This is a genomic window from Pseudomonas fluorescens (assembly GCF_902497875.1).
GTDB lineage: Bacteria > Pseudomonadota > Gammaproteobacteria > Pseudomonadales > Pseudomonadaceae > Aquipseudomonas > Aquipseudomonas fluorescens_BR.
Genome location: NZ_CABVHY010000014.1, coordinates 1 through 21458, shown reverse-complemented (window position 1 = coordinate 21458; position 21458 = coordinate 1). Strand labels below are relative to the sequence as shown.

The 21458-nt window shown below is 60.6% G+C and carries 20 protein-coding genes and 1 pseudogene; 6 read left to right on the top strand and 15 right to left on the bottom strand.

Going from position 1 to position 21458, the window contains the following annotated elements:
* Window positions 1-20 precede the first annotated feature (20 nt).
* From F8N85_RS15580 to glcD, 9 genes are all read right to left on the bottom strand, one after another.
* The gene (locus F8N85_RS15580; RefSeq protein ID WP_150804455.1) at window positions 21-602 is read right to left on the bottom strand and encodes a hypothetical protein; all 582 of its coding nucleotides are present in this window, start codon (window positions 600-602) and stop codon (window positions 21-23) included.
* A gap of 121 nt (window positions 603-723) precedes the next feature.
* Complete coding sequence (locus tag F8N85_RS15575; RefSeq protein ID WP_150804454.1) at window positions 724-1626, bottom strand: DMT family transporter; 903 nt, start codon at window positions 1624-1626, stop codon at window positions 724-726.
* 39 nt (window positions 1627-1665) lie between these two features.
* Window positions 1666-2463 (bottom strand): hypothetical protein, encoded by a 798-nt coding sequence (locus tag F8N85_RS15570; protein WP_150804453.1) that lies wholly within the window; start codon window positions 2461-2463, stop codon window positions 1666-1668.
* A 99-nt stretch (window positions 2464-2562) separates the two neighbouring features.
* On the bottom strand, window positions 2563-3036 hold the full coding sequence (locus F8N85_RS15565; RefSeq protein ID WP_412072493.1) for a thiol-disulfide oxidoreductase DCC family protein: 474 nt from the start codon (window positions 3034-3036) through the stop codon (window positions 2563-2565).
* Window positions 3037-3612: 576 nt separating this feature from the next.
* Complete coding sequence (locus F8N85_RS15555; protein ID WP_150804452.1) at window positions 3613-5793, bottom strand: malate synthase G; 2181 nt, start codon at window positions 5791-5793, stop codon at window positions 3613-3615.
* A gap of 66 nt (window positions 5794-5859) precedes the next feature.
* Window positions 5860-6261, bottom strand: a complete 402-nt coding sequence (locus F8N85_RS15550; RefSeq protein ID WP_150804451.1) for a heme-binding protein — start codon at window positions 6259-6261, stop codon at window positions 5860-5862.
* 20 nt (window positions 6262-6281) lie between these two features.
* A complete protein-coding gene (glcF, locus tag F8N85_RS15545) occupies window positions 6282-7499 on the bottom strand; it encodes a glycolate oxidase subunit GlcF (RefSeq protein WP_150804450.1) in 1218 nt (405 codons plus the stop codon).
* Window positions 7500-7502: 3 nt separating this feature from the next.
* On the bottom strand, window positions 7503-8567 hold the full coding sequence (glcE, locus tag F8N85_RS15540; RefSeq protein WP_150804449.1) for a glycolate oxidase subunit GlcE: 1065 nt from the start codon (window positions 8565-8567) through the stop codon (window positions 7503-7505).
* Window positions 8567-10066, bottom strand: a complete 1500-nt coding sequence (glcD, locus tag F8N85_RS15535) for a glycolate oxidase subunit GlcD (RefSeq protein ID WP_150804448.1) — start codon at window positions 10064-10066, stop codon at window positions 8567-8569. The genes glcE and glcD overlap by 1 nt, the downstream gene beginning before the upstream one ends.
* 243 nt (window positions 10067-10309) lie before the next feature.
* Between glcD and glcC the strand changes: the two genes are divergently transcribed.
* The gene (gene glcC / locus F8N85_RS15530; RefSeq protein WP_150804447.1) at window positions 10310-11077 is read left to right on the top strand and encodes a transcriptional regulator GlcC; all 768 of its coding nucleotides are present in this window, start codon (window positions 10310-10312) and stop codon (window positions 11075-11077) included.
* 131 nt (window positions 11078-11208) lie between these two features.
* Complete coding sequence (locus F8N85_RS15525; RefSeq protein WP_150804446.1) at window positions 11209-11376, top strand: metallothionein; 168 nt, start codon at window positions 11209-11211, stop codon at window positions 11374-11376.
* An 80-nt stretch (window positions 11377-11456) separates the two neighbouring features.
* Here F8N85_RS15525 and F8N85_RS15520 read toward each other — a convergent pair whose 3' ends face one another.
* Together F8N85_RS15520 and F8N85_RS15515 are read right to left on the bottom strand one after the other, a co-directional pair.
* A complete protein-coding gene (locus F8N85_RS15520; protein ID WP_150804445.1) occupies window positions 11457-11684 on the bottom strand; it encodes a DUF6555 family protein in 228 nt (75 codons plus the stop codon).
* 340 nt (window positions 11685-12024) lie between these two features.
* Window positions 12025-12387, bottom strand: a complete 363-nt coding sequence (locus tag F8N85_RS15515) for a DUF6124 family protein (protein WP_150804444.1) — start codon at window positions 12385-12387, stop codon at window positions 12025-12027.
* A 474-nt stretch (window positions 12388-12861) separates the two neighbouring features.
* Here F8N85_RS15515 and selD point away from each other — a divergent pair, with 474 nt between their 5' ends.
* Both selD and mnmH read left to right on the top strand, forming a co-directional pair.
* Window positions 12862-13896, top strand: a complete 1035-nt coding sequence (gene selD, locus F8N85_RS15510) for a selenide, water dikinase SelD (RefSeq protein WP_150804443.1) — start codon at window positions 12862-12864, stop codon at window positions 13894-13896.
* Complete coding sequence (mnmH, locus tag F8N85_RS15505) at window positions 13896-14999, top strand: tRNA 2-selenouridine(34) synthase MnmH (RefSeq protein WP_150804442.1); 1104 nt, start codon at window positions 13896-13898, stop codon at window positions 14997-14999. Before selD ends, mnmH begins: the two co-directional genes overlap by 1 nt.
* A 619-nt stretch (window positions 15000-15618) precedes the next feature.
* On the opposite strand, the gene F8N85_RS15500 is transcribed toward mnmH, so the two are convergent.
* Window positions 15619-16293 carry a histidine phosphatase family protein gene (locus F8N85_RS15500; RefSeq protein WP_150804441.1) on the bottom strand — a complete coding sequence of 225 codons (675 nt, stop codon included), beginning with the start codon at window positions 16291-16293 and terminating at the stop codon, window positions 15619-15621.
* 370 nt (window positions 16294-16663) lie between these two features.
* Between F8N85_RS15500 and F8N85_RS15495 the strand changes: the two genes are divergently transcribed.
* On the top strand, window positions 16664-17371 hold the full coding sequence (locus tag F8N85_RS15495) for a glutathione S-transferase N-terminal domain-containing protein (protein WP_150804440.1): 708 nt from the start codon (window positions 16664-16666) through the stop codon (window positions 17369-17371).
* 12 nt (window positions 17372-17383) lie between these two features.
* Here F8N85_RS15495 and F8N85_RS15490 read toward each other — a convergent pair whose 3' ends face one another.
* Both F8N85_RS15490 and F8N85_RS15485 read right to left on the bottom strand, forming a co-directional pair.
* The gene (locus tag F8N85_RS15490; RefSeq protein ID WP_224795692.1) at window positions 17384-17842 is read right to left on the bottom strand and encodes a GNAT family N-acetyltransferase; all 459 of its coding nucleotides are present in this window, start codon (window positions 17840-17842) and stop codon (window positions 17384-17386) included.
* A gap of 52 nt (window positions 17843-17894) precedes the next feature.
* Window positions 17895-19415 carry an FAD-dependent oxidoreductase gene (locus F8N85_RS15485; RefSeq protein ID WP_150804439.1) on the bottom strand — a complete coding sequence of 507 codons (1521 nt, stop codon included), beginning with the start codon at window positions 19413-19415 and terminating at the stop codon, window positions 17895-17897.
* Window positions 19416-19861: 446 nt separating this feature from the next.
* Here F8N85_RS15485 and F8N85_RS15480 point away from each other — a divergent pair, with 446 nt between their 5' ends.
* Window positions 19862-20956 (top strand): DUF1615 domain-containing protein, encoded by a 1095-nt coding sequence (locus F8N85_RS15480; RefSeq protein ID WP_150804438.1) that lies wholly within the window; start codon window positions 19862-19864, stop codon window positions 20954-20956.
* 89 nt (window positions 20957-21045) lie between these two features.
* Here F8N85_RS15480 and F8N85_RS15475 read toward each other — a convergent pair.
* Window positions 21046-21282: pseudogene (locus tag F8N85_RS15475) on the bottom strand (hypothetical protein); the annotation flags it as partial.
* Between the last annotated feature and the right edge of the window lie 176 nt (window positions 21283-21458).

Below are 21458 nucleotides of genomic sequence, written 5' to 3'. Positions count from 1 at the left end.
GTGAGCCACTGCGTGCGTGGTTATTTCCCTCCGGTAATCTGCCTGACCAGTGCCGCATGTCCAGTGGGGTTATCGGCACGGGAGATGATCTGGATTACCAGGATGCGAATGCCTGAGCCGGCCAGTAACGTAGTGCCAAGGGTCTTGCCGCCGCCCATGGTCGCGGTGCTGTCGACCTGGCGCAGGCCAAGACTTTTGATGGTCAGTTTCTTTTCGCCGGTTTTCTTGAAGTCGGGCAAGGTCGTGTCTTGTTTCTGCAGGAAGCTTTCCACTGCGCTGTCGAGGAACTGGCTGTCGTTGTCTTTGATCTGCACACCATCGGTGCGCAGGTTTTCGGCGACCATGACCACCGTCTTGGTGGTTGGGTTGGTGTACAGGGTGCCCATCGCACCCGCCGTGCCACTGGCCGAATCGCCAGGGGGCAACGGGTTGGCCTCGAAGCCTTGAGGCAGGTTGAAGGCGAACTTGCCGCCCAGGGCGAAGATCTCTTGCGCAGTCGAGGTATTTGCCGCTGGCTGGGTGGCCGCATGAGCGCTCATGGCGCCGAAGCTGGTAATCGCTGCGAAGAACAAGGCAGCGGCTTTTTTCCCAAACAATGACATTCAAACTCTCCAGGGTGATCGCGCGGGGGACGCGATCATCCCATGGACGTGGTGAATCACTCCAGTGCGATGGTCCGAAAGGTGATTTGTGGGGAGTTAGGGGCCGCTCCCGGGCGTTCCTCTATATGTTGGTTCGCCGCTGCACTGTTGCAATCACCGCACCGAGGATGATCAGCAGCGCGGGAAGAATCAGCATCGGGCTGGCATGGGTTTGCCCGATTGCGATCAGCAGCAGGGTCGAGATCAGCGGGGCCAGGTAAGAGAGGGCGCCGAGCATCGCCAGGCTGCCGTGTTTGGTCGCGTGATCCCAGGCGAAAAAGGCCAGGCCAACCGGTCCCAGACCCAGGCCGATGATCGCCGCCCACTGGCTGAAGTCCGGGCGCACCGTGGTTTCGAATGCCAGGTGGCAGACCAGCCCGGCCACCGCCACCAGGCCGCAGATCCCGCCGATGATACTGCTCGGCACTTCGCGAAAGTGTCGATTGAGCACCGAATAGGTCGACCACACCAGGGCGCAGGCGAAGGCGGCCAGATAGCCGGCAATCGGCGCCGCGGCGACGTTATCCGCAGTGCGCAGTTGCATGATGAAGGCGGTGCCAGCCAGCCCGAGCAAGGCTCCCAGCAGTTGGCGTTTCCTCAAGCGCTCGCCACTGGAAAAGGTCGACAGCAGCACAATCAGCAGCGGCCACAGGTAGGCGATCAGGCTCGCTTCGGCTGCAGGCGCGGCTTTCAAGGCAAAAAAATACAGCGCGTGATAAGCGAAAATCCCGACAAACCCGGTGACCCATACCGACCACGGCTGACGCCAGCTGCGAAACCCGGCAATGCCGCGACGACCGAGAACCACCAGGCTCGCGACGAACGCCACGGCAAAGCTCAAGGCCAGCAGTTCGAACGGTGGGATACCGGCAGTCAGGGTGGTCAGCAGCGCCAGGCAGGACCAGAGAAACACCGCGATCACGCCAATGGCAGTAGCGGAGTTTGCGGTTTTGCTATGGGTAGAAACCTGGCTCAACTCAGTCATGTGCGCCTCTCCATTGGCGGGTGTTGCTGGCATCATGCCTCAAGGTCTTGGTTGTCGGCCAGTCGCTGTGGTGTAGGTACTCTTCGATTGGCCGGCTACCCGACGCTTGCTGCCAGCCAACACCAGTAACGAAACCGCGATGGCCAGCACAAAGGCCAACAATCCAAACGTCGGCAAGGCCAGTGCCAGCACCAGACAAAACGCAGCGAACGAATACAAACCGGTGGCCGTGGCTCTGAGCAATGCGGCGGTAAACGCCGGGCCGCGGCTTTGATGGGAGAACACCGCCAGTACGCTGCCGAGCACCGGGAACACCGCGAGAAACCCACTCCAGCGCTCGCCCACGGTGCTCGCCAGCGTGGTCACCGCCAGCGTCAGCAATGCGCCGGCGAGCATGCGAAAGAGGAGTTTGTCCGACTTGGGCGCTGGCGCTGCTGCCAGCGGTTGTACAACTGGGAACAAGTGTGGCGCAGCGAGCAGCGCGGTAGCCGCAAACAGGGTCGAAAACACGATGGAACCGGGGACCCACGAGAGTGCCGCGGCCGTCACCGCCCAGACCGCCACGGCGATCGATAATGCCCAGGGCCACGCGAGCTTTTGCGCGACCTGGGCGTAGACGATGCTGAACGCGATCATCGCAAATACCGCCAACAGTGCCGCAATCGAGGCCTGAGCGGCAAACACTTGACCTTGTTCGACGGCGAGGAAAAACAGAATTGGCCCGACCACCACCGGGAACCCCGCCAACCATCCGCCAACGCTAGGCCCCCAGCGTCTGCCAGCCAGAGAAACCAGCAATAAAAATCCGGGGACCACCAACAGTTTGAGAATCAGCACTGAACAATACCTGAGAGTGACAGGCCGCAAAGCCAGCGCTCAAGGCTGTAGTGTGCTCGGCGGAATATGAGAGTTGTGCCCGGGCCCCAGGCAACCGGTTCAGTCCTGATCATCCAGGAACCGTCCTTTATGATCCGGGCTGGGTAACTGGCAGACAGGATAACGGCCGAACAGCCGGTAGCGATTCCGGGCGATGCGGTCGTAGCACCAGTCCCTGATTGCCTTGGGAATGACGCTGATCACCGTCATTAGGGGCCAGGGCTGTGGCAGATGCTTCATGACCCGCACAAACGCCTCCGAGCGCACATACAATTGGTTGTTTTCAATGAAGGCCATGCTCTCGAAACGCTCGGTCGGCAAGCAGAACCAGGCCAGCAGCGCTTGTCCTTCGACCGATTGCATGGACGCCAGCTTGATCTTCCTGTGGCGGTCATGCCGGATCAGGAATCGCGCCGAGCCGTTGCATAACTTGCAGACTCCGTCGAACAACACGACGCGGTCGCCGGGTTGAAGATAGGGCGGGGTCCTGTTGGTCATCTGGTGCCTTAATGGAGGTTGAGCGTCAGTCTTCATGGCCGGTCTTGCACATCCAGGGTAGTGGCATCGCCACAGCATACTCGGCTTAAGCACGGTGTTTCACCCTTGGGCGTGGCCGTCTATATGTCCAGATGCGTTCGCCAGGCAATGTGTTGCCTGTGAGGGCCTCATCGCGAGCAGGCTCGCTCCCACATTGGATTTGCGCCGTATCACATTTTTGTGATCGGCGAAGATCAAGTGTGGGAGCGAGCTTGCTCGCGATGAACGATGACTCGGTAAACCTGCTCAACCCCGACTCCCGGCAAACCGCTCGGCCAGGCGCTCGCGCTCGAAGGCCTCGACCACAAAGTCGATAAAGGCCCGGGTTTTGGCCGGCATCAGTGCGCGGCTGGTGCAGTTTCCTGGCGGGCCGTTGCCGGCGTTGAATCTGGTGAAGTTTGGGTGAGGGGGGCTGAACCAGAGATTTTTGGTGTGTTTTAAATCGTCAAAAGATCGCAGCCTGCGGCAGCTCCTACGCCGACCGAGTACACCCGCGATGTTGTAGGTGTATGCAATCCTTGTAGGAGCTGCCGCAGGCTGCGATCTTTTAGCGGTGCTTGATGCTCAACTGTCTCAGCGCCGAGCCCCCTTGAACGCCGCCCGGAACTTGTGCAGCAATGGCTCGGTGTAGCCATTGGGTTGTTCACAGCCCTGGAACACCAGCGCGCAGGCTGCTTGAAAAGCCAGTGACCCATCGAAGTCGGCGGCCATGGGCCGGTAAAGCGGATCCCCGGCATTCTGCTGATCGACCACGCGGGCCATGCGTTGCAGGATCTCCAAAGTCTGTGCCTGGTCGATCACTCCGTGCCGCAGCCAGTTGGCGATGTGCTGACTGGAAATGCGCAGGGTCGCGCGATCTTCCATCAGCCCGACATCGTGAATATCCGGCACTTTCGAGCAACCGATACTTTGCTCGACCCAGCGCACCACATAGCCGAGCAGGCCCTGGGCGTTGTTTTCGACTTCCTCGCGAATCTCCTCGACTGACCATTGGCTTGACGTGGCCACCGGAACGCTGAGCAGGTCATTGAGAATCTCTTCGCTGACCGCGGCCAGATCGACTTGCTCCAGCACTTCTTGCACTGCGCGGACATCGACCTTGTGATAATGCAGTGCGTGCAGGGTGGCCGCAGTGGGCGACGGCACCCAGGCGGTGTTGGCTCCGGCCTTGGGGTGGGCGATTTTCTGTTCGAGCATGTCGGCCATCCGGTCGGGCATCGCCCACATGCCTTTGCCGATCTGCGCACGGCCGCGCAGGCCGCAGTTCAGACCCACCAGCACATTGTTGCGTTCGTAGGCCTGGATCCAGGCGCTGTTTTTCATGTCGCCCTTGCGCAACATGGCGCCGGCTTCCATCGCGCTATGCAGCTCGTCACCGGTGCGGTCGAGGAACCCGGTATTGATAAAGGCCACCCGCGACGAGGCGGCGGCAATACAGGCTTTGAGGTTGATGCTGGTGCGTCGCTCTTCGTCCATGATCCCCATCTTCAGGGTGTGCCGTGGCAGCTTGAGCAGGTCTTCGATGCGGCTGAACAGCTGCTCGGCAAACGCCACTTCGGCGGGACCATGCATTTTCGGCTTGACGATATAGACGCTGCCGCTGCGCGAGTTGCCACGGCGCTTGAGGTCATGCACGGCAATCAGGCTGGTGACCACGCCGTCGAGGATGCCTTCCGGGACCTCCAGACCTTCGCCGTCAAGAATCGCCGGGCTGGTCATGAGGTGGCCGACGTTACGAATAAACAGCAGCGAGCGACCGTGCAGCGTCAGGGAACGGCCATCGGCAGCGCTGTACTCTCGATCCGGATTGAGGCGACGGGTAATGGTTTTGCCATTTTTTTGCAGGTCCTCCTTCAAGTCGCCCTTCATCAGGCCCAGCCAGTTGCGATACACCTGCACTTTGTCGTCGGCATCGACCGCGGCGACCGAGTCTTCGCAATCGATGATGGTCGACAGCGCCGCCTCGATCAGCAGGTCTTTTACTCCGGCGTTGTCGACGCGGCCGATGGTGCTGGCCGGGTCGATCTGGATTTCCACGTGCAGGCCATGGTTCTTCAGCAGAATGGCGGTGGGTTGCGACGCCTGGCCCTGATAACCCAGGTATTTTTCAGGCTGTTGCAGAGTCGTTTGACTGGCGTCCTTCAGGGTCGCTTGCAGCTGGCCGGACTCAATCCGGTAGCTGCTCACATCCGCGTGGGAGCCAGTGTTCAATGGCACGATTTCATCGAGAAAAGCCCGGCCAAAGGCGATGACTTTCGCCCCGCGCACCGGGTTATAAGTCGCGCCTGGCGCTGCGCCGTCTTCATTGGACAGCACATCGGTGCCGTACAGTGCGTCATACAGCGAACCCCAGCGGGCATTGGCCGCGTTCAGCGCATAACGGGCGTTCACCGCCGGGACCACCAGTTGCGGGCCGGCCTGACTGCTGATTTCGCTATCGACATTGGTCGTGCTGACCTGCACCTGGGCCGTTTGTGGCTGCAAGTAACCAATGGAGCCGAGAAAGCTGCGATAGTCCGGCATGTCGTTTATCGGTCCCGGATGAGCCCGGTGCCAGCTGTCGAGTTCGCTCTGCAGACGATCGCGTTCGGCGAGCAAGGCGCGGTTTTTCGGGGCCAGTTCATGCACCAGCGCATCGAAGCCGCTCCAGAAACTTTGCTGATCGAGGCCGGTACCTGGCAGGACTTCCTCATCGATGAAGCGTTGCAGGATAGCCGCCACCTTAAGGCGCTGGCAGTTGACGAAATCGGTCATCACAGGGTCTCCATCAGAGGTTGTCGATTCAGCGCCACAGGCGCTGTTGGCTTGGCGAAGCGGCGGTCAATTCAGGCATTGGGCGCCGGCCTTGGCCACCTGGGCGTCCTGCTCGGCCTTGACCCCCGACACCCCGACTGCGCCGATCACCTGGCCATCGACGATGATCGGCACGCCGCCTTCCAGCGAGGTCAGCAGGGGCGCCGAAAGAAAGGCGCTGCGGCCACCGTTGACCATGTCTTCATAGCCCTTGGATTCACGCCGGCCGAGGGCGGAGGTGCGGGCTTTTTCCGTGGCGATGTAGGCGCCAATCGGCGCGCAACCATCGAGACGCTCAAGCGCCAGTGGATGGCCGCCGTCGTCGACGATGACGATGGTCACCGCCCACTGATTGTTCTGGGCTTCGCTGCGGGCGGCGGCGAGGATCTGACTGACTTCGGTCTGGCTCAATACGGCTTTGGTTTTCATGGGGTGCTCCAGGGGTTCGATTAAGACAGGGCAGCTTCGACCAGTTCGATCCAGTGCCTGACAGGGGTTCGGCCGGCGCCGTCGAGGTGGGTCTGGCAGCCGATGTTGGCGGTGACGATCACCTCGGGTTTGCCGCTTTCCAGGGCGTTGAGCTTGTTATCGCGCAGCTGCCGGGACAGCTCCGGCTGGGTCAGCGAATAGGTGCCCGCCGAGCCGCAGCACAAATGGCTGTCGGGCACCGACGTGAGATTGAAGCCCAGCCGGGTCAGTAGTTCTTCCACCGCGCCGCCCAGCTTTTGCGCATGCTGCAGGGTGCAAGGGCAATGGAAGGCGATACGGGTTGCTGCCTTGACCTGGAGTTGCTGTAACGGCTCGTCACGCAGCACCTCCACCAGATCCTTGGCCAGGGCGCTGACCCGCTTGGCCTTGGCCGCATAGGCCGGATCCTGTTCCAGCAGATGACCATAGTCCTTGATGAAGGCTCCGCAACCGCTGGCCGTCTGCACGATGGCCTCGGCACCGTTTTCGATGCTTGGCCACCAGGCGTCGATATTGCGTCGGGCCCGATCAAGCCCGGCCTTTTGGGCGTTCAAGTGATAGTCCACGGCGCCGCAGCATCCGGCCTGACTGATTGGCGTGATGCCGATGCCCAGGCGGTCGAGGACTCGCGCCGTGGCGGCATTGGTATTGGGCGACAGGCTCGGTTGCACGCAGCCTTCGAGCATCAGCACCTGCCGCGCATGTTGGGTGGTCGGCCGTGGCTTGGCCGGGTGTACGGTGCGCGGCAACTTGATCTGGAGTACCTGCGGCAACAGCGGGCGAAAGGCCTCTGCGGTTTTGATCAGCGACTTGAACAGCCCGGGGTTCGGCACCACTGCCCGCAGGCTCTCACGGAGCAGCGTCTGGCCGAGGGGGCGAGGCACGGTGGCGTCGACCACCGCGCGGCCGATGTCCAGCAGGTTGTGGTAGTCCACCCCGGAGGGGCAGGTGGTTTCACAATTGCGGCACGACAGGCAGCGATCCAGGTGCAGTTGGGTCTTGGCGGTCGGCTCATGGCCTTCCAGCACTTGCTTGATCAGGTAGATCCGCCCGCGCGGGCCATCCAGCTCATCGCCGAGCAGCTGATAGGTCGGGCAGGTGGCATTGCAGAAGCCGCAGTGCACGCAGGTGCGCAGGATGCTTTCGGCTTCTTCGGCGCGGGGCAGGCGTTTGGCCTGCTCGCTCAGGGTGGTCTGCATGGTTCAGAGCTCCGCGTACATTCGGCCCGGGTTGAAGATCCCTTGCGGGTCGAGTTGCGCCTTGAGTTGCCGGTGGTAGCGCAGCAACGCCGGGGGCAACGGCTGGAACGGGCTGTCGATGAGCGCGTGGCTGTAGCAGGTCGCATGGCCACCGGCCGCTAGGGCAATCGAACGAATAACGCTGGCATCGGCATCGGATTTCAGCCAGCGCTGAGCGCCGCCCCAATCGATCAGCTGCTCACCCGGCAGGTCGAGCAGGCCGGTGTTGTTGGGCACTGACAGGCGCCACAGTGGCTGGCCTTCGTCGAAAAAGGCCAAGCGCTGTTCATTCAGTTCGTTCCAGTAACCAGGGTCGAGCGGTTCGCCGCCGAGGCGATCATGGGCAGCCGCCACCGAACCTTCGCCACCTTCCAGGCGCAGATGCAGTCGCTCACCGTCATGGCTGGCGGCGCTGATGGGCAGCGGCTGCTGACCCCATTCGGCAAGCCTGGCCAAGGCCCGGGCGCTGTCCATTTCCAGAGAGAAGCTGGCACACAAGCGTGGCTTGGGCAGGACCTTCAATGACACTTCGGTCAGCAGGCCAAGGCAGCCGTAACTGCCCACCAGCAAGCGCGACAGATCGTAACCGGCGACGTTTTTCATCACCTCGCCACCGAAGCGCAGGTGCTTGCCAAGGCCAGTGATCACTCGGGTTCCGAGGACGAAATCACGCACCGAACCGGACCACGGCCGGCGCGGACCGGACAAGCCAGCGGCGACCATGCCACCGAGGGTCGCCCCCTCGCCGTAAGACGGTGGTTCGCAGGGCAACATCTGCCCGGCCGCTTCGAGCGCGGCGGATAGCTCACTGAGTGCTGTACCGGCGCGGGCGGTAATCACCAGTTCAGTCGGGTCGTAGCTAACGATGCCGGTATGCCCGCGGGTGTCGAGTATTTCACCGGCGACCGGGCGGCCGAGGAAGGCTTTGCTGTTGGAGCCCTGGATCAGCAACGGTGTGGCACTGGCGAGCGCCTGATTGACCTGCTCCAGCAGTGCCGCACTGCCGTCGATATTCTGTTCGGCACCCATCAGAAACGCTCCAGCTCGGGGAAGGGCAGCTTGCCCATGTGCACATGCATGGCGCCGAATTCGGCGCAGCGGTGCAGGGTCGGAATGTTCTTGCCAGGATTGAGCAGGCCGCTGGGGTCGAACGCGGCTTTCACTGCGTGAAACAGGGTCAACTCATCGCTGTTGAACTGGGCGCACATCTGGTTGATTTTTTCCCGGCCGACACCGTGCTCGCCGGTGATGCTGCCACCGACCTTGACGCACAGTTCGAGGATCTTGCCGCCGAGGGCTTCGGCGCGATCCAGTTCGCCGGGTTGATTGGCATCGAACAGGATCAGCGGGTGCATGTTGCCGTCACCGGCATGAAAGACGTTGGCCACGCGCAGGTCGTATTCGGCGGCCAATGCGGCGATGCCTTTGAGCACCCCTGGCAGTTCGCGCCGCGGGATGGTGCCGTCCATGCAGTAGTAGTCCGGCGATAACCGTCCGACTGCCGGGAAGGCGTTTTTGCGTCCAGCCCAGAATCGCACCCGTTCGGCTTCGTCGCGGGCCTGGCGGACTTCGGTGGCACCGGCGTGTTCAAGTACCGCGCGCACCCGGTCGCAATCGTCGTGGACGTCCGCTTCGACCCCATCGAGTTCACAGAGCAGAATGGCTTCGGCCTCGACCGGGTAGCCGGCGTGGATGAAGTCTTCCGCTGCACGAATCGCCAGGTTGTCCATCATCTCCAGGCCCCCGGGAATGATGCCGGCGGCAATGATGTCGCCCACCGCACGACCGGCTTTTTCCACGGAGTCGAAGGCGGCCAGCAGTACTTTGGCAATTTGTGGTTTGGGCAGCAGGTTGACCGTGACTTCGGTGATGATCCCGAGCATGCCTTCGGAGCCGGTGAACAGTGCCAGCAAATCGAAGCCCGGCGAGTCCAGGGCGTCGCTGCCCAGGGTCAGCCGTTCGCCTTCGACCGTGAGGATCTCGACCTTGAGCAGGTTATGCACGGTCAGCCCGTACTTCAGGCAATGCACGCCCCCGGCGTTCTCCGCGACATTGCCGCCGATGGAGCAGGCGATCTGCGAGGAGGGGTCCGGCGCGTAATACAAACCGAAGGGCGCCGCGGCCTGGGAGATCGCCAGGTTGCGTACGCCGGGTTGCACGCGGGCGCTGCGGGCGGCGGGGTCGATGTGCACAATGCAGTTGAAGCGCGCCATCACCAGCAGCACACCTTTCTCCAACGGCAGCGCGCCCCCGGAAAGCCCGGTGCCGGCGCCGCGTGCCACCACCGGTACCCGGCGCTCATGACACAGCTTGAGCAGGCCTTCTACCTGTTCGAGAGTGCGCGGCAGCACCACCAGCATCGGCGTGGTGCGGTAGGCGGACAGACCGTCGCACTCGTAAGGCTTGAGTTCCTCCTCGCGGTGCAGGATATCCAGATCGGGCAATTGCTCTTGCAGCGCCCGGATCAGCGCATCCTTGTCAACGTCAGGCAGTGCGCCGTCGACGCGTTCGTCGTAGAGAATGTTCATGGGTGGCTGATGACCCTGAGTTGTTTTTATAAGGTCTATTTTAGACCCGTTCATGGGAACGGCTGACTTGCATCATTGGCCTCGGGGCAATTACTGTCCATGTGTCGTGAGGCTGGTCGAACCAGTTTTTCTTCAGGTTAATTTATGTGTTTCGATTAAAGCTTAATGATTTCAGATGCTTAATGGCTTTGATCGGCATGGTTGGTTTTATTGTTATCACTGGTCATACCAGTTGGAGGTGGCATGAACAGCAGTGAATCCGGCCGGTCCCCGCAAGTCGCGGATGTAGTGTGCGAGCGCATCGAGCGCTTGATTGTCGATGGGGTGCTCAAGACCGGACAGCTGCTGCCTTCCGAACGCCGGTTGACGGAAAAACTCGGAGTGTCGCGTACCGCGCTGCGCGAGGGGCTCAAGCTGCTGCGTGCCAGAGGGATCATCGAGACCGAGCAGGGCAAGGGCTCGTTTGTCGCGCAGCTGTCGGGGCATACCCCGACGTCACCCTTGATGCACTTGTTCAGCTCACAGCCACGCACCCTCTACGATCTGTTCGAGGTGCGCAGCCTGCTGGAAGGCGAGTCCGCTCGACTGGCCGCCTTGCGCGGCACCGAGGCGGACTTCGTGCTGATCACCCGCAGCTACCAGGCCCTGGTCGAGGCCCACACCCAGGCGCTCGATGCCTCGGCCCATGCCCGGCTCGATCATGCGTTCCACCTGGCGATCTGCGAGGCTTCGCACAATCCGGTGCTGGTGCAGACCCTGCGCTCATTGACCGACCTGTTGCTCAACTCGGTGTTCGCCTCGGTCAACAACCTCTACCACCGTGAACCGCAAAAACGCCAGATCGACCGCCAGCATGCGCGGCTCTACAACGCCGTCACCGGGCGCTTGCCCGAGCAGGCTCGCAAGGCGGCGATCGCGCACATTCAGAGCATTTGCGAGAACCTCAAGGAAATCGAAAACGAAGAGCAGCGCCTGGTCCGAGCGACGCTGCGGCTTGAGGGATGGACGTGAGCCTGTGGCATGGACACTAGCCTCTGATCAGGTTCCCGACAGGCAGGAACCCGCAGTGGAAAGGGGCGGTCGCTGATTAATGTATGGCTGCTAAGCTGTGCCTTGACGACCACAACAATGGAGTCGAACTCATGGCAAATGACATCTGTGCCTGTAAAGACTGCAACTGCAAAATCGGCGAGCATTCCATCGTCCGTCACGGCAAACACTATTGCTGCCAGGCGTGTGCCGATCATCACCCCAATGGAGAAGCGTGCGCTTCAAGCGGCTGCAAGTGTGCCAAGGGTGCTCACGGCTGACGTTGCTGCTTGCTGATTGAAGAGGGAGCCTGGTACGGCAGGCGCTGATCGGCCTGCCGTCCGGCGTAGCGAATCGACGATCAATTGGTCGGTCGCCAGGTGACGTTTTCGATGCCGAATTTCTCGGCCACCGGTCTGCTGGTTTTTTTCACTTTCTCCAGGCCGAACCGACCTATCCGGCCGACCCCCGCATCACAACTCGCCCAGTGCCAAGCCTCTGCATTGTCCATTTTGTCCAGGCGGATGATGAAAGACTTTGGCGTGCCGTGCAGTGTGTATTCAATGACGAAAAGTTTTGCGTTGTTCATAGATCCGCTATTCCTCCCTGTTGGTAAATCAAGTGATCCCTGGCGTCACGGAAAATTCACTCGAAATGGCGGATTGAAACATCTTGTTAGATGTCGTCATGCTACGCGGTCCGAGCGGGTTTGATTTTTCATGGCATGGTATCCGTTTGAGTGGATTGGCGCCTGCAGAGAAATGCGATCCACAACCATAGGTCCAAAATGTGGGAGCGAGCTTGCTCGCGATAGCGGACAGACAGTCACATGATTTTTGAATGTTAGACCGTCATCGTCGGAACGCCGCCCGGAGCAAGCTCGCTCCCACAGGGTCAGGCGCCACGGCCGGGTTTGACCTGCTACTTCATTAGATCCGTGGATCGACCTTATCCAGCACACGATTCGCCAACAGTTCGCCCAGTTCGATCATCTGCTGAATGCCCAGCGCGAAATGACGTCGCGAGCCTTCCAGTTCGAACGCCAGGTCGCTGGCCATGACATTGGCCGAGGCCAGGGTTTCGCTGAGGTTGACCAACAGGCGCTCGGTATCGATGCCGTCGACCACGGTGAAGATGTTCGGCGATATCGGGACGGTTTTTGGTTTTGATTCGCACGGCAGCAGGTGGAAATCGAGGGCGCGTTCGGCGGCTTGGTGGAGCTTTTTTGAATCGAGGGAGGTGTAGGGGGAGGTGCTTTCGGTTTCGGGAGTATTGGGGGTTACTTTGATCATGGTGACGCTCCTTGAGATACCAAAACGTCAACCGATTGAAAAAGTTGGCGCTGTGCGCCCTGATGAAATCGGGCTACCAAACCCGGTCGCTGAATTGGCAGCGACTGGGGAACGATAGAGGCGGGTAGCGAGGCGCACAAGCCGGCGGATTCCGGCCCAGTTGTAGGCCGTTGCGCGAGGTGTCGTAGGAGCTGGCACAGCCTGCGATCTTTTGGCGATTTTGACTTCTTGTCGAAGAGCAAGATCAAAAGATCGCAGCCTGCGGCAGCTCCTACACGGAGATTTGTGTACACCTGTTTAATCCAGGGTGTACGAGGTTGGCGTAGGAGCTGGCGCAGCCTGCGATCTTTTGATTCTGATTATGATTCTGATTCTGGCCAGCTGGCGAACCACCCGAAGATTGCACTCTGTGGAAACTCCTGCGGGGCGACGTTGCTGTAGAATCACTCACCTTGATATGACGAGGTGCACCCCATGAGCGAGCCGATCCGCCTGACCCAGTACAGCCACGGCGCAGGCTGTGGCTGCAAGATTTCGCCCCAGGTGCTGGGGGTGATTCTGGCCGGCAGTGGTGCGCAGAACCTCGATCCGAAACTCTGGGTCGGCAATGCCTCCCGCGATGACGCGGCGGTGTATGCCATCGACGAAGAGCGTGGCGTGGTATCGACCACTGACTTTTTCATGCCGATCGTCGACGACCCGTTCGATTTCGGGCGTATTGCCGCGACCAACGCCATCAGTGACATCTACGCCATGGGCGGCGATCCCTTGATGGCGATTGCGATCCTGGGTTGGCCGGTCAACGTGCTGGCGCCGGAGATTGCCCGGGAAGTGATTCGTGGCGGGCGTTCGATCTGCGACGAGGCGGGGATCCCGTTGGCCGGCGGGCACTCGATTGACGCACCGGAGCCGATCTTCGGCCTGGCCGTCACCGGGCTGGTGGAAAAGCGCCATATGAAGCGCAACGACACCGCCACCGCCGGTTGCCTGCTGTACCTGACCAAACCCCTGGGTATTGGCATCCTCACCACGGCGGAGAAGAAGGGCAAGCTGCGCGACGCCGATGTGGGTCTGGCTCGCGACTGGATGTGCACCCTGAACAAGCCGGGCAGTCGATTTGGCAAGCTGGCGGGCGTGACGGCCATGACCGATGTCACCGGTTTTGGTCTGCTCGGGCACCTGGTGGAAATGGCCGATGGCAGTGGCGTGACCGCGCGCATCGAATATGATCGCGTGCCGCGACTGCCGGGTGTCGAGTACTACCTCGATCTAGGCTGCGTGCCGGGCGGAACCCTGCGCAACTTCGACAGCTATGCCAACCGGCTCGGTCCGGTCCAGGAGCTGCACAAGCAGGTACTCTGCGATCCGCAAACCAGTGGTGGTTTGCTGGTGGCGGTGACTCCCGAGGGCAACCCGCAGTTCCTCGAGGTTGCCGCCGAGCTGGGTCTGAGCCTTGAGCCGATCGGTGAACTGGTGGCCCGACAGACTAACGCGGTAGAGGTGTTTTGATGCCCATCGACACCACCGACTACCGCGACATCTTCCTCAACGACCGGCCGATGATGGATGCCCGTGCGCCGGTCGAGTTCACCAAGGGCTCCTTTCCCGGGGTGATCAACCTGCCATTGATGACCGACGACGAGCGGCAGCGGGTGGGTACCTGCTACAAAGAGCATGGCCAGCAGGCGGCCATCGTCCTCGGTCATCAGCTGGTGAACGGCGCCATCAAAGCCGAACGCATCCAGACCTGGGCCGATTTTGCCCGGGCCAATCCCGACGGTTATTTGTATTGCTTTCGCGGTGGCTTGCGTTCGCAGATCGTCCAGCAATGGCTCAAGGACGAGGCTGGTATCGACTATCCGCGCGTCGGTGGTGGCTACAAGGCGATGCGCACCTTCCTGCTGGAGACGGTGGATCAAGCTATCGCGCAGTGCAATTTCATTTTGCTCGGCGGCATGACCGGCACCGGCAAGACCGAGCTGCTCACGCAGTTGAGCAACGGCCTGGACCTGGAAGGCCACGCCAATCATCGCGGCTCCAGTTTCGGCAAACGCGCGACCGGCCAACCCTCCAACATCGATTTTGAGAACCGCCTGGCCGTGGATGTGCTGAAGAAGCGCGCCAGGGGCATCGAACAATTCGTGTTGGAGGATGAGAGTCGCATGGTCGGTAGCTGCGCCTTGCCACTGCCGCTGTATCAGGGCATGCAGCGCTTCCCCATGGTCTGGCTCGAAGACAGCCTGCAAGGGCGAGTCGAGCGGATCCTGCGCGATTACGTGATCGACCTGTGTGCGGAGTTCATTGCGGTGCATGGCGAGCAGGGTTTTGCACTGTTTTCCGAGCGCTTGCTGGCGAGCTTGAACAACATTCACAAGCGCCTGGGCGGCGAGCGTCACCAGCGGATGCTGGCGCTCATGGAGGCGGCATTGGCGCAGCAGGCGAGCAGCGGGGCGGTGGATCAGCACCGTGCCTGGATCGAAGGTTTGCTGAGTGAGTACTACGACCCGATGTATGCCTTTCAGCGTGAGAGCAAAGGCGATCGCATCGAGTTCGTCGGTGAGCAGGCTGCCGTGCTCGAGTATCTGCGGGAGCGGGTCAGATTCGGTGATTGAATGGGTCAGGTGTTGGGGCTCTTCGGCCCCATCGTTGGAACGCCGCCCGGAGCAAGCTCGCTCCTACATTAGATCGCGTGTTGATCGCCAAACTGGTAGCTGGACTCGGTCCACTGTGGGAGCGAGCTTGCTCGCGATGGCGGCCTGGCGGCCGGCCTATCCCTTGAAGGTGTACATATCCATTTCTGCGGTAACGGCCACTTATGGTTCCGCCCTTACGGCGTGTCACTTTGGCAATCGCCCCAAAGTAACCAAAGGTCTCGCCCCGAGCGTACGGCACCTCGCCAAGGCTCGGTGTTCCCTCGCTCCGGCGTCCATCAGGGGGCGCCGCAATGCGGCGGAGTCAGCTGCGCTGACGGCGCTTCGCGCCACCCCCCTGATGAACGCCTCCACTCGGCCTTCCGAAGGGGCGGGTAGATCAAAAGCCAGATCAAAAGCCAAAGCAACAGCGAGGCGGCCGACCGGCCGGCCTGTCTCTCACGGATGTACCTAAATAAAATGTGGGCTTGCCTGCGAAGGCGGCCTGACAGCCGGACTGTCTCTCGCGGATGTACACCGATGTGGGAGATTCATAACTCAGAGCCGTATACCCCACTGCGCGTGGCTTGCAGCCGACCGACTATGTCGGGCAATCCTCTGCCCCGTCGTCCAGGCCTTGCTTGTAGCTGTGACTGAGCAAGGTCGCCTTGCCGTTGTGCCAGGTCAGCGTCAGCACGAACAACGAGTCGAAATCGCTGGATTTCCAGTCATCGGTGATGGTGCGTTTTTCGCCGACGGCTTCTTCCGCCACTTTGTTGATCAGTTCCGGCAGATAGCCGTGGGACCAGGCGGTGTAGATGGTCGAGTTGTGGTACTTGTCTTCCAGCAACTCGTTCGCCAGGTCGCTGGTGTCGTTGGCGGAGAAGTTGATGTTCACCGGCAGCCCGAGCTTTATCGCGCTGGGACTGATGGTCATCAGCGGTCTGATATAGCTGTAGGAGTTGTCTTGTTCGCCTTCCTCGACGTTGCGGGTCGGGTTGGCGGCAAACACATAATTGGCCTTGCCGAATTTTTCCGGCAGCAGGGTGGCCAGATCGATGGCACGGTTGAGTCCCTGGCAGTTGAGCTGCCCGAGGCCACCGGCAGGTTTTTCCGCATGGCGCAGGAATACCAGCGTCTGAACTCCGTCTGCCGGTTGGGCAAGGCTTTCGCGGGCCTCCAGTGCCAGGAACAACGCACCGGTCACCAGCAGCGCGGACAAGGCTATATAGGGCCGGTGTTTCAGGCGTTTGACGAAATTCAGCGGGTTCTTCATTGAATAGTTGATCTTCAGCGCATTCGATTGAGGCTGACAAACCTGTCCACTACAAGCTCCCGGCTCTGTGTGGTTTTCCATGTCGTTAAGGGTGCAGCTTGGGGTCGATTACCAAAAGGATACTTTTCAGAGTCCGTTGAAGCCGTTTGGTTCGATCCCTGCCAGTTCACAGCACTTTATCCGGGCTGGGGCGTGGTTGATAGCAAGGTTATCGACAATATATTTCGGATTTAAGAAGGGGCAGACGCAAAGCCCCATGGTTGACAGTGTCAGTCGGCTATTGCAATAAAGGTCGACCTGGAATCCAACCGCCGAGAGGGCAGGTCTGCGACCCGCTCTCAGCAATCCTTACCGTTACTGGAAGTGCACCATGACCGATCTCTCTGCTTTTCCCATCACAAAAAAATGGCCGGCGCAGTATCCAGAGTGGATCCAGCTGTATTCCTTGCCGACTCCCAATGGCGTCAAGGTGTCGATCATGCTCGAGGAGATCGGTCTGCCCTACGAGCCGCACCGTGTGAGTTTCGACAGCAATGACCAACTGTCTCCCGAGTTTCTCTCGCTCAACCCCAACAACAAGATTCCGGCGATCATCGACCCCCACGGCCCCGGCGATCAACCGCTGGCATTGTTCGAGTCCGGGGCGATTCTGATCTACCTCGCCGACAAGAGCGGGCAACTGCTGGCGCAAGAGTCGGCCGCGCGCTATGAGACGATCCAGTGGTTGATGTTCCAGATGTCGGGCATCGGCCCGATGTTCGGCCAGGTCGGCTTCTTCCATAAATTCGCCGGCAAGGAGTACGAAGACAAACGCCCGCGCGACCGTTTTGTCGCAGAGAGCCAGCGCTTGCTGAATGTGCTTGAACTGCAGCTCACCGGGCGCAACTGGATCATGGGCGATCGCTACAGCATCGCCGATATCGCGACCTTTCCGTGGGTACGCAATCTGATCGGGTTTTATGAAGCAGGTGATCTGGTGGAGATCAACAACTACCCCAACGTATTGCGGGCGCTGGAGCGCTTCGTGGCGCGGCCGGCGGTCATTCGCGGTCTGGAAATCCCCAAACAGAGTCTGTAGAGAGGGGCGATCTCAGTTATCCAGATCCCGCTCCATGATGATGGTACGTTCATCGCCATGGTAACTGTCGCGTACCGCCCTGAAGCCGAGCGTCGAGTAGAAGCGCTCGGCGGTGACTGTGGACGGTACGCTCAGTGAGGTCACGCCCATCTCCCGTGCGCTTCGTTCGAGTTCATTCAAGAGCTGTTTGCCGACCCCTTGCCCTTGCGCCGTGGGGGCTACGAACACCGAGCGCACGATGCTGCCATCAAGGCTGGCGGTGCCGACGAGGTGATCGTCGGTCAGGGCGACGAAGACCTTGCGCCGGGCCAAAAAAATCAACACGGCGGCAGGACTGAAGCTCAGTTCCACTCGCTCGATGACACTCGGCGGGTAATCCTTGGCATTGGTTGTGCGCAACGCCGCCAGAATGACGGCGCTAATGGACGCTGCATCGCTTTCCCTCGCCAAACGAACTTCACACTCCATCATTATCATCTTCCTTGAAGGGTTGATTCCCAGCGGGTCTGCGATCTTCAAGCGCTCATGGCTCAATCCCGCGTTCGCTGAAGTAACGGTCGAGAATCTTTGGATCGCTGGACAGTTCCGCGAGTGCCACATAGGTGTCGGGCCGCAGCAGATAGTAGCCGTTGCGTGCAAGACCGGCCGTTTCATAAGCAGCTTTCCATTGAAAGATGTGCAGCGCTACACCGTGATCCAGGCACCAGGCAACCAGTGGATCACTGGCAAGCCCATAGACATGGACCTGCCAGGACAGGCTCGTCAGTGAGTGGAAGTTGTCGCTATCGCTATCAGGTGCCCAGGGCAACCGATCACCGCCATGCACCTCGCCAGCGCTGCCGCTGCTCAGGGGCATCTCTCGATAGTTCAGGGTGATTTGCGAAATCGTCCGGAACAGATACTCACGTACCGCTTCCAGCGAAGTGACTTTGGGGATCAGCAGCGGCGCAAGGCGGGTTCGCACCAGGCCGGCAATCGGCCCGTCGGCGGTGACGAAGCTGAACACCCGGTCGGTGGTTGCCACCAGCCGCCGGGCAAAGCCGATGCGCTCGGTTTCATAGGTGTCGAGCAGGCTGTCCGAGGCTTTGCCGGTCAGCACCGCGGCGAGTTTCCAGGCCAGATTGATCGCGTCGCCAATCCCGGTGTTCATGCCCTGGCCGCCAGCCGGGCTGTGGACATGCGCCGCATCACCGAGCAGGAACGCTCGGCCAGTGCGAAATTGCTCGGCCACCCGGTGATGCACGCGATAGGTCGAGAACCAGTTCACCTTGAGCACCTGGACCTGCAGGTGCTCGATCGCCCGGCGACTGACGTCCTCGAACTTGAGCGTCTCGGCGTGTTCGGCGCGCTCGTCGCGGACCGTGCCGATCAACCGCGCACGTCCAGTGCCGGACAAGGGGAAGACGGCCAGGAAGTCTGCTTCGTCGAGATCCACATGCAGCTCGCCATTGATTGCCGGACCTTGCGCGTCCACGTCGGCCACGTAGAAAACCTGCTGATAGGTGCCGCCGGGGAAGTCCATGTCGAGGGTCTTGCGCACGGTCGAGCGGGCGCCGTCACAGCCAGCCAGGTAACGCGCCTCGCAGGTCTCTTCCTGACCCTGAGCGTAGAGTAAATGAGCCATGACGCAACCGTCGGCTTCGGTGAAACCCTTGAGTTCGGTTTCACGCTCGACCGAAACGCCGAACCTTTCCAGGCGTTCGATCAGCAGCTGTTCGTGTTGATCCTGAGGATAGATTTCGAGGAACGAGTAGGGCGTGAGGCCCTTGCCGATGGTCTCGAGGGGCAGGCGCGCAGTCTGTTTACCCTTGACCCAGAAATTCGCCGCCCGCACTTTGTGGCCAGCCTGCTGGACGGCGTCTGTGAGGTCGAGCTGGCGGTAGAGTTCGAGGGTTCGCGCCTGGACCGCCAGGGCGCGCGATGTGGTGCCGGGCGTCGCGGTCTTGTCGAGGATTCGCACCTTGATCCCCAGCTTGCTGAGCCAGAGTGCCAGAACCAGACCGGTCGGCCCGGCCCCGACGATCAGAACGTCGCAGCGGTTCATGTCGTTGTCCTCCGATAGAGATCAATTCCATGGGGTGGATTGTGCGCCTATGTTGTCCGTCTGGCAGCTCAGCGTGTGAGGGAAAGGATGGTCAAGAGACGGAGAGCCGAGCACAGACCTGTGGCGAGGGGGCTTGCCCCCGTTGGGTCGCGAAGCGGCCCTAAAATCTGCAACCGCAATTTTTCAGGAAAAACGCATCCACTGATTTTACGACTGCTTCGCAGCCGAACGGGGGCAAGCCCCCTCGCCACAAGTTTTGCGCATGGCCTGTAATAGCATGCGCAGTCCTCAGAATCTCAATTGAAGTACAACGGCATTTCCTTTTCCATTGCCAAGGGTGCGGAGCAGACACCTGATATTGAACAGCCGTTCGGCTCAAGGGTCGATATCCGCGGTGGCTTTGTTCATAGTCGCTCCATTGGCCCAACAGCTTGATTCGGGGAAACATGCGCGCAAATCGATTAATCATGGGTATCGCCACCTTGCTGGTGCTGGCCGGCTGCGGCAGCCAACGCACCCAGGAGGCGCCGGCACGACCGGCCGAGGTGAAGGCGAAGCTTGTTCGGCTATTGCCGCCCAAGACCGTTGACCGTGAGGGCTGGGCCACCGACATCTATGCAGCTTTCGCCGCGCAAGGCCTTGCGCCGACCACGGAAAACCTCTGTTCAGTACTGGCAGTGACCGAACAGGAGTCGACTTTCCAGGTTGATCCCGCAGTGCCGGGGCTGGGGAAAATCGCCCGGGAGGAGATCGACCGCCGCGCGGCAGCGGTGCATGTCCCCAGTCTTTTGGTGAACGGTGCCCTGATGGCTCGCTCGTCGAACGGTAAAAGCTACAGCGAACGCCTGAATGCCGCCCGCACCGAAAAGGAAATCAGCGGCATTTTCGACGACTTCATCGGCATGGTGCCAATGGGCCGCACCCTTTTCGGGAGTTTCAATCCGGTACATACCGGCGGCCCGATGCAAGTCAGCATCGACTTTGCCGAAAGTCAGGCGCAGGACTATCCCTATCCCATGGAAGGTTCGATTCGCCGGGAAGTATTCAGCCGGCGCGGTGGCCTGTACTTCGGTATCGCGCATTTGCTCGGTTATCCGGTGAGTTACTCCAAGCCGCTGTATCGCTTCGCCGATTTCAATGCCGGTTGGTACGCCAGCCGCAACGCCGCTTTCCAGAATGCCGTCAGCAGCGCTTCGGGCATCCCCCTGGCCCTCGATGGCGACCTGATTCTCCACGGCTCAATCATGCCCGGGACCACGGAACTGGCGGTGCGCACCCTGGGCAAGCAGCTTGGCCTGCGCAACCCGACGATCAGACGCCAGCTGGAGCAGGGCGACAGCCTGGAATTCGAAGACAGCACGCTCTTCCGGCGAGTCTTCGCCTTGGCCGAGCAGGCTGAAGGTAAACCACTGCCCCGTGCGGTGTTGCCGGGTATCGTGCTGAAAAGCCCGAAAATCACCCGAAAACTCACCACCGCCTGGTTCGCCAAACGGGTCGACGAACGCCATCAGCGCTGCATGAAAAGGGCAGCGGGTCGTTGACCGTGCGAACTGATCACCCATAAAAAAGCCCGGCTGATCAAGCCGGGCTTTTGGGTTGAGTGCCGCAGTAAGGCTATTCATGCATGGTTCTGATTCTGGGTCAGACGATCCGAACCACCTTCAGCGACGCGGTTCTCGATCAGACGATCCGAACCACCTTCAGCAACGCGGTTCTCGATCAGACGATCCGAACCACCTTCAGCGACGCGGCTTTCGATCAAGCGATCCGAGCCTCCTTCAGCGAGGACTGGCTGAACCGAGGAAGCGGCAAAAGCGTTGGCTGCAAGTACCGAGAAAGCGATGCTGAGGAAGATTTGGCGTTTCATGGTGGTGTGCTCCGGGGTGTCATAAGTTGGTATGGAGCTGATGTTACGCGACAGGATTTTTATGAGAACTTCATTGGGTCGATGGTGAACATCGATGTGAGTGATGGGAGTGGGCGAATGCCAGTCAGTCAAGTGTCGAGGCGCCGAATGCAGAACCTGTGGCGAGGGAGCTTGCT